Annotated in this window: 10 protein-coding genes; 3 read left to right on the top strand and 7 right to left on the bottom strand. The window is 67.7% G+C overall.

Annotated features, from left to right (window positions below; genetic code table 11):
- Window positions 1-98: 98 nt before the first annotated feature.
- The 5 genes from LFT44_RS05895 to LFT44_RS05875 all read right to left on the bottom strand — a co-directional run bounded on the left by LFT44_RS05895 (window position 99) and on the right by LFT44_RS05875 (window position 6,278).
- Entirely contained in the window at window positions 99-1,928 is a 1,830-nt protein-coding gene (locus tag LFT44_RS05895) for an ABC-F family ATP-binding cassette domain-containing protein (RefSeq protein WP_236801737.1), read from the bottom strand.
- 33 nt (window positions 1,929-1,961) lie between these two features.
- Window positions 1,962-2,939, bottom strand: a complete 978-nt coding sequence (locus LFT44_RS05890) for a 4-(cytidine 5'-diphospho)-2-C-methyl-D-erythritol kinase (protein ID WP_236801736.1) — start codon at window positions 2,937-2,939, stop codon at window positions 1,962-1,964.
- Window positions 2,936-3,808: a 16S rRNA (adenine(1518)-N(6)/adenine(1519)-N(6))-dimethyltransferase RsmA gene (rsmA, locus tag LFT44_RS05885; RefSeq protein ID WP_236801735.1), complete on the bottom strand. Its 873-nt coding sequence runs from the start codon at window positions 3,806-3,808 to the stop codon at window positions 2,936-2,938. Before rsmA ends, LFT44_RS05890 begins: the two co-directional genes overlap by 4 nt.
- Before the next feature lie 110 nt (window positions 3,809-3,918).
- Window positions 3,919-5,115 (bottom strand): resuscitation-promoting factor, encoded by a 1,197-nt coding sequence (locus tag LFT44_RS05880; protein WP_236801734.1) that lies wholly within the window; start codon window positions 5,113-5,115, stop codon window positions 3,919-3,921.
- A gap of 257 nt (window positions 5,116-5,372) precedes the next feature.
- A complete protein-coding gene (locus LFT44_RS05875) occupies window positions 5,373-6,278 on the bottom strand; it encodes a TatD family hydrolase (protein WP_236801733.1) in 906 nt (301 codons plus the stop codon).
- A 163-nt stretch (window positions 6,279-6,441) separates the two neighbouring features.
- Here LFT44_RS05875 and LFT44_RS05870 point away from each other — a divergent pair, with 163 nt between their 5' ends.
- The 3 genes from LFT44_RS05870 to LFT44_RS05860 are packed head-to-tail and all read left to right on the top strand — an operon-like array spanning window position 6,442 to window position 11,582.
- Window positions 6,442-7,539, top strand: coding sequence for an AAA family ATPase (locus LFT44_RS05870; protein ID WP_236801732.1), 1,098 nt, complete (start codon window positions 6,442-6,444; stop codon window positions 7,537-7,539).
- A gap of 9 nt (window positions 7,540-7,548) precedes the next feature.
- Window positions 7,549-9,015, top strand: coding sequence for a DUF58 domain-containing protein (locus tag LFT44_RS05865; RefSeq protein WP_236801731.1), 1,467 nt, complete (start codon window positions 7,549-7,551; stop codon window positions 9,013-9,015).
- Complete coding sequence (locus LFT44_RS05860) at window positions 9,012-11,582, top strand: transglutaminase family protein (protein ID WP_236801730.1); 2,571 nt, start codon at window positions 9,012-9,014, stop codon at window positions 11,580-11,582. The genes LFT44_RS05865 and LFT44_RS05860 overlap by 4 nt, the downstream gene beginning before the upstream one ends.
- Window positions 11,583-11,654: 72 nt before the next feature.
- On the opposite strand, the gene LFT44_RS05855 is transcribed toward LFT44_RS05860, so the two are convergent.
- Both LFT44_RS05855 and rsmI read right to left on the bottom strand, forming a co-directional pair.
- Entirely contained in the window at window positions 11,655-13,154 is a 1,500-nt protein-coding gene (locus LFT44_RS05855; protein ID WP_236801725.1) for an NAD-dependent succinate-semialdehyde dehydrogenase, read from the bottom strand.
- Between the two features lie 180 nt (window positions 13,155-13,334).
- Window positions 13,335-14,210 (bottom strand): 16S rRNA (cytidine(1402)-2'-O)-methyltransferase, encoded by an 876-nt coding sequence (gene rsmI, locus LFT44_RS05850; RefSeq protein WP_236801723.1) that lies wholly within the window; start codon window positions 14,208-14,210, stop codon window positions 13,335-13,337.
- Between the last annotated feature and the right edge of the window lie 38 nt (window positions 14,211-14,248).

Raw genomic sequence — 14,248 nt, 5'->3', positions numbered from 1 at the left:
CGGGCGCGGGGCACCTGTCCTCTGCGTGCTGCTCCTTCGTCGCTTTGACGCACGCTGCCGGACAGCCGCCCCACTCCCATGTGCCGGCGTCGCCTTTGTCAGTCGCCCAGGAGTTCTGAGGACTCCAGCCACTCCATTTCCAGGGCGTCCTTTTCCTCGGCCAGGTCTTTCAGGTCGCTGTTCTGTTTGGCGAGGGCGTCGAAGTCGGACTTCTCCGTGCTCTTGACCATGTCGTCGTGGAGTTTCTTTTCCTGCTGGTCGAGCTTTTTGAGCTGGCGCTCGATCCTGTTGAGGGCCTTGCGGGCCTCGCGCTTTTCGGCTTCCGAAGGGCCGGAGGCCGTGCCAGCCTGCTGGGCCTGGCCGGCGCTGGTGACGGGGTTTCCGCCACCGGTCACGGTGGAGCCGGCCAGGGCAGCTTCACGCAACTCAAGGTACTGGTCCACGCCGCCGGGCAGGCCGCGGAGCTTGCCGTCGCCCAGCAGTGCCATCTGGTGGTCGGTGACGCGTTCGAGCAGATAGCGGTCATGGCTGACCACCACCAGGGTTCCGGGCCAGCCGTCCAGCACATCCTCGACGGCGGCAAGGGTGTCGGTGTCGAGGTCGTTGGTGGGCTCATCGAGCATCAGCACGTTGGGTTCGCCCACCAGCAGCCGGAGCAGCTGCAGGCGGCGCCGCTCACCGCCGGACAAGTCCCTGACTGGCGTCCACTGCTTCTCGTTGGTGAAGCCGAGCTGCTCCACGAGCTGGCCTGCGCTGAATTCCTTGCCGCCGACGTTGAAAGAACGCTTTTCCCGCTCGATGACTTCGATGACGCGCAGGTCCGCGACGTCGTCGAGCTCCTTGACTTCCTGGGTGAGGACCGCGGTGACTACCGTCTTTCCCCTCTTCACCTTGCCGGCGTCAGGCGTGATCTCGCCGTTGAGCAGCTTCAGGAGGGTGGTCTTGCCGGCACCGTTGACGCCCACCAGGCCCAACCGCTCCCCCGGGGCCAGGCGGAGGGTGATGTTGTCGAAAAGCTTCCGGCCGGCATCGCCGCCCCGGAAGTTCAGCGAGACATTTTCCAGGTCCAGGACATCCTTGCCCTGGCGCGCAGTGGCCATCTTGTTCAGCGCCATGGAATCGCGCGGCGCGGGAACGTCGGCGATCAGGGCGTTGGCCGCCTCGATCCGGAACTTGGGTTTGGCGGTGCGGGCCGGGGCACCGCGGCGGAGCCAGGCAAGCTCCTTCTTGACCAGCTGCTGGCGCTTGCCTTCCACCACGGACGCCATCCGGTCACGCTCCGCGCGGGCCAGGACATACGCGGCGTAGCCGCCCTCGAACGGGTCCACGATCCCGTCATGGACTTCCCACGTCTTGGTGCAGACTTCGTCGAGGAACCAGCGGTCGTGCGTGACCACCAGGAAGGCGCCCTGGTTGGCCCTCCACCGTGTCTTCAGGTGCCGGGCCAGCCAGGCAACCCCCTCGACGTCGAGGTGGTTGGTGGGCTCGTCCAGCATGATGACGTCGTGGTCCTCGATGAGCAGTTTGGCCAGCGCCACCCGCCGCTTCTGCCCACCCGAGAGGGCGTGGACGTTCGCATGCCAGTCGACGTCGGACACCAGGCCACCCATGATCTCCCGGATCCGGGGGTTGCGTGCCCATTCGTAGTCCGCTTGGTCCCCCACAATCGCGGCACCCACCGTCAGGTCGCCGTCGAGCACGTCGCTTTGGTCCAGGTAGCCCACGTTGACGTCGCCGCGCTTGGTGACCCGGCCGGAGTCAGGGGTGGAGCGCAGGGCCAGGAGCCGCATCAGGGTGGACTTGCCGTCGCCGTTGCGGCCCACCATGCCGATCCGGTCGCCTTCCTCCAGCCCCAGGGTGATGCCGTCCAGGACGGTACGGGTTGCGTAGGAAACCGTGAGGTTTTCGCCGCCAAGAAGGTGTGCCAAGGGGAACTGCTTTCTGCTGCCGGACTGGAAGTGTTAAAGGTGGGTGTCGGAGATGATGCGCGCGCCCGGGACCGGACCGTGGACGGGGATTGCAGTCAGGCCGCGGCGCCGCAGGTCCTCAGCCAGTGCCTCGGCGGCAACGGAGTCGTCTGCCAGGAGCGCCACGGTGGGGCCGGATCCGGAGACCATGCCCGCGATGGCGCCATGGGATTCACCCATCCCCAGCGTATCGCGCAGCGCAGGCGCCAGTTCAATGGACGCCCTTTGCAGGTCGTTGACCAGCACGCGGCTCAGGGATTCGGCGTGGCCGCCCCGAAGCGCCGCCAGGATCTGCGGGTCCACGCTGGTGGGTTCGCCGGCGTCGATCCCTTCGGCATCGCGCAGCCGGTCCAGCGTGCGGTACACCTCGGGGGTGGAGAGGCCGTAGTCGGCCACCACCAGCACCCAGTGGGTCTGCGCTTTGGCCAGGGCCGGGGACAGTTCGTCGCCCAGGCCGAGGCCGACGGCGGTTCCACCCAGGAGCGAGAAGGGAACGTCGGCGCCCAGTTCCGCTGCAAGGTGTGCCAGTTCCTCGCGCGACAGGCCGCTGTTCCAGAGCGCATCGCAGGCCAGGAGCGTGGCGGCGGCGTCGGCGGATCCGCCCCCCATGCCGCCGGCAACGGGCACCCGCTTGGTGATCTCCAGGTGCACGCCGGTGGCGTGTTCGGACACGTCGGCCATGATGGCGGCGGCCTTGTAGGCCAGGTTGTTGCTGTCCAGGGGGATGTCGACGGCGTCGAGGTCCAGGGTGCTTTCGGGGCTGAGGCTGATGGTGATCCCGGGCGCGGCGGTGCTGGTGGCCGCCACTTCCTCATAAAGGGACACTGCGAGGTAGACGCTGGCCACCGAGTGGTACCCGTCCGCCCGGAGCGGACCTACCGCCAGGGAAACGTTGACCTTGCCGGGCGCCTTGACCCGCACGGTCCTGGCGGCGAACCGCCCCCTGCCTGCCCTCTCAAGTCCCGCGCTCACGGCCGGTTTTCCCTGGCTTCGGCAATCCTGGCGAACGCGGCAATGTCAATGACCTCGCCGCGTGCCGTGGGATCCACGCCGGCGGCGAGCAGGCAGCGCTCCGCTTCCGGCGCTCCCCCGGCCCAGCCGGCGAGGGCGGCCCGGAGGGTCTTGCGGCGCTGCGCGAATGCGGCATCCACCACGGCAAACACCTGTTCGCGCGTGGCGGTGGTGACCGGCGGCTCGCGGCGTGTGAAGGCCACCAGCCCGGAATGGATCTTCGGTGCCGGCCAGAACACGTTCATGCCGATCACGCCCGCTTTGCGCATCTGGCTGTACCAGGCGGCCTTGACCGAGGGAACTCCGTAGGTCTTGGAGCCGGGGCCGGCTGCCAGCCGGTCGGCCACCTCGTCCTGCACCATCACCAGGCCGTGCCGCAGGCTGGGGAAATGCTGCAGGAGGTGCAGCACCACGGGAACGGCAACGTTGTACGGCAGGTTGGCCACGAGTGCTGTTGGTTCCACCGGCAGTTCGGTGACCTTCATGGCGTCGGCCTGCACCAGATGGAAGGCATTGGCGGCTTGGGGCCGCCATTCCTTCACGGTTTCGGGGAGCTTTGCGGCAAGGACAGGATCTATTTCGACGGCGACAACGGCCGCTGCCGCGTCCAGCAGTCCAAGCGTGAGCGACCCCAGCCCCGGTCCCACCTCAAGGACCGTTTCATCCGGCCCAACGCCTGCTGCGGCGACTATCCGGCGGATGGTGTTGCCGTCGATCACAAAGTTCTGGCCCAGCGTCTTGGTGGGCCTGACCCCGATCTCCTCTGCCAGCCGGCGGATGTCGGAGGCCCCGAACAATGGTGCGGGCACGGCGGGAGTCGGTTCAGTCACCTGGGTATCCTATCCCGCGCGGCATCTTGGCTTTGCCCGGTTAACGGCAGTGGCCGGCCCCGGAGTACCCGGGCCCGGCCGCTGCTTCTGCTTACCTGTTGATCAGTGGATCAGCGGCTGGCCGCCCAGCCACAGCCCCATGGCGACAGGCCGCGCTGCGCGTAAACGCGGTTGGCGATGTCGATCTGCTGTGCCTTGGTGGCCAGGCTGGCGTTGGGAGCGTAGGCACCGCCGCCGGCGCCGATCCAGGTCTGGATATCGAACTGCAGGCCACCGTAGTAGCCGTTGCCGCTATTGATGCTCCAGTTCCCGGTGGACTCGCACTGGGCGATCTTGTCCCACATGGCCTCGTTCATCATCGCCGGTGCCGCGGCGCCGGAGTTGGCGCCTGCAGCGGCGGGGGCCGGAGCGGCCTGGGGTGCGGGTTTGGCCTTGGTGCCAACGGTGACCTTCTCGGTGACCGGCTGGACCGCCACGTTCTCGGATACCAGCGTGCGGGAAGCTTCGCGTCCGTCCACGAGCACCAGCTTGAAGGTGCGCTCAAGCTTTCCGGCGGCGCCGGCCTGCGTCACTTCCTTTTCGCCCTTGAGCATGTCTGCGCTTTCGGCGGTAACCGTTTCGAAGGGCACGTCTTCGCTGGTGACGGCGGTCCGGCTGGTGTCTACACGGGAGACCTTGATGACCATGTTGTTCACCACGTTGGCGTTGGCCGGCTGGGAGGTCCGGTCATTGGCGCCGAGGCTAACGCCCGAGTCCTCCAGGACCTTGCCGACGGTGGGCGCGGTGGTGGTGGCGGTGTTCACCTTGCCGTCGGCCACGATGCTGACGGTCTTGGGTGTGGAGATGGAGACGTAGGAGCCGGCCAGCGAGAGGGTGGCATCCTTGGGCGCCGAGACGGACGAGGCACTGGCCACGCCGAGCTCAGTCACCAGGTCTTCAACGTCCTGGGCCGTGGTGTTCACGGTCTTCTCGGCCCCGTCAAGGCTGACCTTGACCTCTTTGGCCTGGTTGATGTTGATGACGGTTCCGTTCTGGACGGTCGCGTCGAGGGAAGGCGACACCCGGTCGCCGGGCTTCAGGTCCAGGTTGGCGCTCTTGACCACCTGTGCCACTGTTCCGCCAAAGGACTGCACGGACGACGCTTTGCCGTCCACGTTGAGCGTAACTGTTTTGTTATTGCCCACGAAGGCTACGAGGCCTGCGACCAGGCCGCAAAGCACCAGCAGCTGGGCACCAACCTTGATATAGCTGAACTTGCCGTCCGATGTGAAGAACTTGATCACGATTGCCCGTAACTCTAGGTCCATCCGGGCACGGGGAAACGCGCAGAAAAATGCCCGGAACAAGCCTGCGAAGGACAGTCCGGGCACCGATGCGCGGCCACACTCCAGGCAGCGGTGTGGCCGGTTTTTGGACAGGCCCGTCCGGCTGCGAAAGGAGTGAAATTACCCGTTGGCCTTCCCCGACCCCGGCTAATAGTTACCCACTGTAACCGTAGCGTTATAAAGGGGCCAACATTTGTGCATACCAGGTATGCGGCCGGAAGACGGATCCGGCGCGCCCGTCAGGCCCAGGATCCGTATGCGCTCACGGTATTTTCGCTGATTGCGGTGCAGAGGCCAGCCAGATCGGAGCCTGTCAATTCTGCCATGGCGCGTACCGTGTACGGGACCATGTAGCTGGCGTTAGGGCGCCCCCTGTGCGGGTGCGGGGTCAGGAACGGGGCGTCGGTTTCCACCATGATGAGTTGCCGGTCTGCCACGGCAAGCGCGGCACGGAGATTCGCCGCGTTCTTGAATGTCAGCGTGCCCGCAAAGGACATCCACCACCCCTGCTCGTTGCAGGTCCTGGCCAGTTCCTCGTCACCGGAGAAGCAGTGGAACACTACCCGTTCCGGGGCTCCCTCTTCCTGCAGCACCCGCACCACGTCGCTGTGCGCGTCACGGTCATGGATCTGCAGGGTGAGGTCGAGACGTTTGGCGATGTCTATGTGGCGCCGGAACGAGTATTCCTGGTGCCGAAGCCCCTCCCCCTCGGTGCGGTAGAAGTCCAGTCCCGTTTCGCCGATGGCACGGATCCGCGGATGCGCGGCCAGGCGTTCGATTTCGGCGAGGGCGTCTTCCAGCCCCACGTCGGCGGCGTAACGCGGAGCGTCGTTGGGATGCAGGGCTACAGCCCCCAGGAGCCGGACGTCCTGGTCCACTGCTTCCACGGTGAACCGCGAGGACTCCAGGTCGCAGCCCACCTGCACGGCACCCTGGACCCCCACAGCCGCTGCCGCATCGAGCGCAGCCTTGATCCCCACAGGCGCCTTTCCTTCCGGAAAGTCCAGGTGGGTGTGGTTGTCCATGACCGGCACGGGCAGTGGCTCCGGCGCCGGCGGGAAGTCCTTGCGGCGCCCGGCTTCCGTGGCCGGAGTTCCGTCCGTGGCGGGCAGCCGGTAGGCGGCAGGAATCGACGATTTGCACATCCATCCAGCCTAGCCGCGGCGGACACCCCCATATTTGCCGGAACTCTCTGTCAGCCGCGGCAGTTGTGTTAGTAGTCTGGAACGAACACACGCGTACGCCCACCGAGGGGCGAAGGCAGGCTTGCTGTCCCGTCCAGGTGAAACCCGGGCTGAAAGGTTGCCGATGGAACCGCACCGACGCACCGCCACCAGTGGAAGCGCAGCGAACCTCAACCTGGCCGGCGTGCCTGATTCCGTCAGCCACCTGAACGGGCACCGGCCGCCGGCCACGGACCCGGAGTCCTTCCACGAGGCGGCGCAGCGCATCCTGACCACCGTCAACACGGTCATTGACGGCAAGTCCGAGGCCGCCAAGCTGGCGCTTACCGTGCTCCTCGCGCAGGGCCACCTGCTGGTGGAGGATGTGCCCGGCGTCGGCAAAACGCTGCTGGCAAAGACCCTCGCCCGGACCATCGACTGCACCGTCAGCCGCATCCAGTTCACGCCCGACCTGCTGCCCTCGGACGTCACCGGGGTGTCCATCTACAACCAAGCCTCGAGGCTCTTTGAATTCCGGCCGGGCGCGGTGTTCGCAAACATCGTCATCGGCGACGAAATCAACCGCGCCTCCGCCAAGACACAGTCGGCCCTCCTTGAGTGCATGGAGGAGCACCAGGTCACGGTGGACGGCAACACCTACAAGCTCGATGAGCCGTTCATGGTGGTTGCCACCCAGAACCCCATCGAGATGGAGGGGACATATCCCCTGCCGGAAGCCCAGCGGGACCGGTTCATGGCCCGCATTTCCATGGGGTATCCGGACAAGGACGCGGAGATCGAGATGCTGGAAACCCACCAGGCAGTCTCGCCGCTGGCCCACGTCTCCCCCGTGGTCACCGCGTCGGATGTTGCAGGCATGACCGCTGCCGTCCAGCAGGTCTTCGTTTCCGAATCGCTGAAGGAATACACGGTGTCATTGGGCAGGGCCACCAGGGAAAGCCCGCTGCTGCGGCTGGGCGCCAGCCCCCGTTCCCTGCTGCAACTGCTGCGTGCCGCCAAGGCCACGGCCGCGCTGGACGGACGCGACTTCGTTCTGCCGGACGACGTGAGGGACGTGGCCGAAGCCGTCCTGGCACACCGCATCATCCTTGACCGGAAGGCCGCGGGCGCAGGCGAGACGCCGCACAGTGTCCTGCGGGGCATCCTGTCCCGGCTGCCCGTTCCGCAAGAGCAGCCCGGCCAACCGGGCAGGGATGCTGCCGCCGGCAGCAGGAACCGCTAGGAAACCAGCATGGCCCTGCTGGACAAGCTTCCGCGGCACCTGTTCACCAGGCGCGGGTGGGGCATGCTCGCCGCCGGAGCCTTCACGCTCGCCGCGGCTCAGGTCATGGGGCGCCGGGACCTCCTGACGCTGGCGTTACTCCTGCTGGTGCTTCCACTCGTCTGCCTTGCCGGCGTCCGGCTGGTCAAACCCCGGTTCCGGGTCTACCGCGAGTTCAATCCTTCCCCGGTGGAGACCTCGGCCCCGGCGGCAGTCCACCTTGCCGTCGCCCGGTCCGGCCCGGGCAGCGGCCGAGTCGCCATGGAGGAGCGGCTGCCGACACAGTTCGGCCACGCACCGGCTTTCCGGTTCCCGTCCCGTTCCGCCACCGGCGGCACCAGCCGCTATGAGTACCACCTCACCTCACGGCACCGCGGCCAGTTTCGAATCGGGCCGGTCACCGCCGAGTTCACCGATCCCTTCGGACTCGCGCTGCACCGCCAGGCGATCGACGACGGCGACGTCCTCACCGTGACGCCTGCCGCCGTCGCCCTTCCTGCCACGCTGCTGGCCGGTGCGCGCGGCAACGATGGAGTCACCGCCACCCGTGTCCGGGCAAACCCCAGCGATGACGATGTCATGACCCGTGAGTACCGGCACGGCGACCCGATGCGGAGGGTCCATTGGGCCGCTACCGCCAGGCACGGGGCCCTGATGGTCCGGCAGGAGGAATCGGTCACCACTCCGGAGGCCACCATCATCCTTGACCACCGTTCCGGCGCGTTTGCCGGGGGTCCCGGAACGGCAATGCCTGGCCTTCCCGGCCAGGACGGGCATGCGCTGGCCACCAGCGGGACGTTCGAGTGGGCAGTCGTTGCCGCCATGTCCATCAGTGCACACCTCGCGGAGCGAAACTACAGCCTGCGGCTGCTGGACACCGGCGGAAACCCGGCATTCCTCCACTCGCCGTCTTCCCCTGACCCGGGAGCGGAAGAATTCAGCGGGACCTCAGGTCTGCAGTCCATTGCCGAAAGCCTGGCCGCAATCCACCTGTCCGGAACAACCCGCCCGCGGCGGGACGGCGTCCTTCGGGACATGACGGGCCGGAACCCGCAGGCGGAGGTGGCAACAGGGACCCGGACATCGGCAGGCAATGAGCAGGAGCCCCCGGCATTCGATGACCACCTGATGGACAAGATCTCCGCACACCGGATGCGGGGACCCCTGATCGCAGTGCTGGGACGCATCACTGCACAGGAGGCCGCAGCGCTGGCGCCTGCTGCCGCCTCCGCCACCAACGCCATGGCTTTGGTGGCAGTGGAACGGCCCGCGGAATACCAGGAAGTCCTCGAGGTGCTTCGGCAGACCGGGTGGCGGGCAGTGGCCGTGGCGCCAAAGGCGCAGCTGGCTGCTGTGTGGGGCGGGTTCGACCAGGACCTTGCCCTGCCGACGCGTCCGGCACCGGAGGCAGGGCGCGGAGCGGGGGTGGCACGATGACCATGGCACCGGCGCGGGCAAGAGGCGCCGGGCAGCAGGCGCAGCCCGATCCACCCGCCGGCCGGACACGGCCGGGCGTTTATCCCTGGGCCATGGCGGCGGCCATCGCAGTGGCTGTCTGCGGCGCGGCCCTGTCCCTGAACGGCGTACTCCGCGGCTGGAACTGGTTCTGGCCGGCGATGACCACCGTGCTGGCGGTGGCGCTCACCCTGGCCGCGCTGCGTTCCCTCCGCGCCCAGCCCCTGCTGGTCACCGCGGGTGGATTCGTGGTACTGGCCGCTGTCCTGACGCTGACGTTCTTCCGCAGTTCCAGTTTCCTCTGGGTGGTCCCCACCGGCGCCACCCTTCCCGAGCTGGACCGGCTGGTCCGGCGGGCCAGCGAGACGGTGCTGTCGGAGACCGCGCCGGTGGCGCCCAACGCCGGGATCGTCATGGTGGTCTGTGCCGTGCTGGGCCTGGCAGTCATCCTGGTCGACGCGCTTGCGGTCCCACTGGGCATGCCGGCCGCCTCAGGCACCGGGTTGTTGGCCTTACTGGTGGTGCCGGCGATGATCAAACCCCAAAGCATAGGGGTATGGAGTTTTGCTGCCACGGCAGCGGGATACCTGCTCATCCTGGGCTGCAGCCAGTGGTTCGCCCCGGACGGCAGGTTGCAGGGCGGTTCCGCGCGCAGCCCCGGCCTGGTGCGGCGCGCCGTACTGACCGGCGCCGTGGCACTGGCAGCCGCACTGGTGCTGCCCGTGGCCATTCCCGGCTTCGACAGCGGCACTTTCCCCCAGGGGTCGAGGCTCAACCCGTGGAGTTCTGCCACCGGCCTCAATCCGATGATCACGCTGGGCAACAGCCTCCGCGCCCCCGATGGCAGCGGCAGGATCACCTATGCCACGAACTCGCCCAATCCCCTCTACCTGAGGTCCGTCACAGTGGACAACTTCGACGGCGATTCGTGGGGACCGGACGACCGCACCGCATCCCGGGTACCCCTTGATGGCAGGATCGACCCCGGTTACGCAGTCCTGGCCGACGAGCAGGTACGGCTGGTCACTGCCGTCGACGCCGGGTCCTTCACCAGCCCCTACCTGCCGGTCCCCTACGCGCCCGAAACCGTGCGCGGCCTGGGCGGCCAATGGACCTGGGATCCCGCCACCCTGAGCATCAAGGGCACCGACACCACCACCCGGCGGCAGGAATACCTGGTGACCTCGGCAGTGCCCAGGCTCTCGTCGGCGCTCCTGGCGCAGTCCACAGGGCCGGCCCGCGGCATCCCGGATATCTTCTCCCGGATCCCGGGCAACGTCCCGGACATCGTCAAAACCACGGCACAAGCGGTCGCCGGCACGGCGGGAACACCCTTCCAAAAGGCCATGTCCATCCAGAAGTACCTCCGCTCGTCCGAGTTCACCTACTCTCTGCAGGCGCCGGTGCAGGGCGGGTACGACGGCAACGGCCTCTCCGTCCTGGCGGACTTCCTGCAGCAAAAGAGCGGCTACTGCATCCACTACGCCTCGGCGATGGCGGTGATGGCCAGGCTTGAAGGAATTCCCAGCCGGATCGCGGTGGGGTATGCCCCCGGAAGGTTGACCGGGGCCACGGTAACGGTGGCCGGCCAGGGTGCCCTCCCGGAATACGAGGCAGACGCCCGCGACGCCCACGCCTGGCCGGAACTGTACTTCCAGGGCCTGGGATGGGTGCCCTTCGAACCGACGCCGTCCCGGGGAGTGGTCCCGGATTACGCCACTGAAGCGTCAGCCCCATCGGTCCCGGACTCCCTGGGCAACAACGACGGGCTCGTCCCCGATAGCGCCCTGGTGCCAACGCCAACGCCCAGCGCCACAGCCCAGGCTGCTCCGGGCGCCGGCAACAGTACCGGCGGCGGCCCCGAATTGATGCCCTGGCTCATTGGCGCGGCCGGAGTTGCGGCACTGGTGCTTCTGGCGGCCGCCCCGCACCTGGTTCGCGCGGGCACCCGGTCCCGCAGGCTGCGGCCAAAGCGCCCCGAACAGGCTGTCCCACAGGCGTGGGATGAGTTCAGGGACCTTGGCACCGATTACGGCCTACCCGCCGCCGACAGCGAAACGCCCAGGGCCTATTCCGCACGATTCAGGGAAAAGCTGCTGGGCGAGCCGGGCGGCATGGACAAGGACGCGCACGACGCAGTTGCCTCACTCACCTCCGCGTTCGAGCACTACCGGTACGGCCGACCCGGCGGCGGCGCCCAGAGCGCCGGCAGTTCCCAAGGGACCAGCGTCCGCGTCCGTACGGCAGGTGCGGACGTCGCCGGCGGGGTTGCCGCTGTGGAAGCATCACTGCGGGCCAATGCCACACTGCCCAGGCGCCTGGCCGCGACGTGGCTTCCCGCGTCGGTCACCCGGCGGCTGGGCCTGCTGCTCCGTTGGCCGTTCCGCGCGGCCGGCAGGGCCCTGCGCGCTGCCGGGCACGCGGCGGGGCGTTTCCGGTCCGGGCGCGGCACTTCTGCCGCCACCGGCGCTTCGGTCCGGCCCGTGGCCACGGGAGGGCCGGCGAACCTGGACAGGCACGACGGCGGCCGCGGGGCAGGCGGACGGTGACACGAAAGTGCCGCCCGGGAAAACTCCGGGCGGCACTTTGCGGTTGGCCTGCGGTTGCGGGCGGGCCGGGTGCTAGCCGGCGTAGGGGTCGGCGATGCCGATGTACTGGGTGTAGAGGTATTCCTCGATGCCTTCCAGGCCGCCTTCACGTCCCAGGCCCGACTGCTTGACGCCGCCGAAGGGTGCGGCCGCGTTGGAGATGACACCGGCGTTCAGGCCGAGCATGCCCGTTTCAAGCTTTTCACCCATCCGGATGCCGCGGTTGATGTCCTTGGTGAACACGTAGGCCACCAGGCCGTATTCGGTGTTGTTCGCCAGCCGCACTGCCTCGTCTTCGCTGCTGAAGGTGATGATCGGGGCAACAGGGCCAAAGATTTCCTCGGAAAGGATACGGCTCCCCTCGGAAACACCGGACAGGATGGTGGGCTGGTAGAAGTAGCCCGGCCCCTCCACCGGTGCACCGCCCAGGACTGCCTTGGCGCCGGAGGCGAGGGCATCGGACACCAGTTCGTGGACCTTGTCACGGCTCTTGGCGTCGATCAGCGGGCCTACCTTGGATTCGGGTTCGGTTCCGCGGGCGGTGGTCATTTCCTTCATCTTCGCGGCGAACTTCTCGGCGAATTCGCCGGCCACGGACTCGTGGACGATGAAGCGGTTGGCCGCCGTGCAGGCCTCGCCCATGTTCCGCAGCTTGGCTGCCATGGCACCGGTGACAGCGGCGTCCAGGTCGGCGTCCTCGAACACCAGGAACGGGGCGTTGCCGCCGAGCTCCATGGAGGTCCGCAGCACATTTTCGGACGCATCGGCCAGCAGTCGGCGTCCCACTTCGGTGGAGCCGGTGAAGGAGAGCTTGCGCAGCCGGGAGTCCTTGATCAGGGGCCCGGTGGTGGCCCCGGCCGTGGACGTGGGGATGACGTTGAGGACACCGGCCGGGAGGCCGGCTTCCTGCATGACGGCCGCGAACAGCTGGGACGTCAGGGGCGTCAGGTTTGCAGACTTCAACACCATGGTGCAGCCCGCGGCGACGGCCGGGGCGATCTTGCGGGTGGCCATGGCCAGCGGGAAGTTCCACGGTGTGATCAGCAGGCAGGGACCCACCGGCTTCTTGGCCACCAGGAGCCGGGACTTGCCATCGGGTGAGACGGAATAGCGGCCAAAGGCGCGGACTGCTTCTTCGGAGAACCAGCGCAGGAACTCGGCGCCGTAGGTCACTTCACCGCGGGCCTCGGCCAGCGGCTTGCCCATTTCCAAAGTCATCAGGAGGGCGAAGTCTTCTGCCCGTTCGGTCACCATGTCGAAGGCACGGCGCAGGATTTCGCCGCGTTCCCGGGGCGGCACCTTCGCCCAGGATTCCTGGGCAACGGCGGCGGCGTCCAGGGCGGCCGCACCGTCCTCGGGGCCGGCGTCGGCAATGCTCAGCAGCACCTTCCCGGTAGCGGGATCCTCGACGTCGAACGTCTTGCCCGAAGCGGCGTCGCGCCACTCACCATCGATGAGCAGCCCGGTGGGAACGGAGGCCAAAAGCCGGGTTTCGCGCTCGGCGGTAACGGCCGGCTGTGCAGTGACAGTCACGATGACTCCCTCGTCAGTAGGGTTGTGGCAGCCCGCCGCCGCGGTTCGGAGTGACCGGGATCATGGGGCTGATTAACAGCCAGACTACTGCGGGGCACCGCCAGGGTCTACGCCGTTGCGCACTGCAGAATCGCAGCTTTGCTGTGCAGCTGCACAGGAATCGGAAGGCCCCTGCGGAGGTTACCGGGCGGCGAGCACAGCCGAATACAGTTCCCGCTTGCTCACGCGCGCGTCATCGGCAACGGCGGCTACAGCCTCCTTCAACCGGATGCCCTGGTTCACCAGCTCGTTGACTGCCGCGACGTGGTCTTCCGGGGTTCCGGCTGCCTGTTCCGGCGCACCGCCGAGCACCACGGCGATCTCGCCGCGCACCTCATTCTCCTCAGCCCAAGTGAGGAGTTCGCCTACAGTGCCGCGGATGACTTCCTCGTACGTCTTGGTCAGCTCCCGGCAGACGGCGATGGGACGGTCCGGGCCGAAGCGCTCCCGCAGGGCCCGCAGCATGGCTTCCAACCGGTGCGGAGCTTCGAAGAAGACCATGGTGCGCCGCTCCCCCGCGAGATCGGCGAGGCGGGAGGCCCTTTCGCCGGCTTTGCGGGGAAGGAACCCTTCGAAGCAGAACCGGTCCGTCGGCAGGCCGGACAGCGCCAGTGCCGTGAGCACGGCTGAGGGGCCGGGGACGGCGGTGACGGTAAGCCCCGCCGCAATGGCGCCCTCAACCAGCCGGAAACCGGGATCCGAAACCGCAGGCATGCCGGCGTCGGTCACCATGAGGAGCGTGCTGCCGGCACGCACGTGGTCAAGGAGTTCGGCCGTCCGGGTGGCCTCGTTGTGTTCGTGGTAGCTGATGACGCGGCCGGCCACGGTAACGCCCAGGCTCTGGACCAGGCGGTGGAGCCGCCGGGTGTCCTCGGCGGCGACGATGTCTGCCGTGCCCAGCAGTTCCACGAGCCGGGCGGAGGCGTCGCCGGTGTTCCCGATCGGTGTGGCGGCAAGGACGATCCGCCCCACAGTCGAAGGGGCGGGCTCGGGGAGGGGGCTGGGGTTCGGGTCCACCTACCAAGCCTACTGCTGCCGGGTCTTCCAGCCGCAAA

This window comes from Arthrobacter sp. FW306-05-C (assembly GCF_021801725.1).
Classification (GTDB): Bacteria; Actinomycetota; Actinomycetes; order Actinomycetales; family Micrococcaceae; genus Arthrobacter.
Note: the sequence above shows the minus strand (reverse complement) of the source record. Positions and strands in the feature narration are given on the sequence as shown.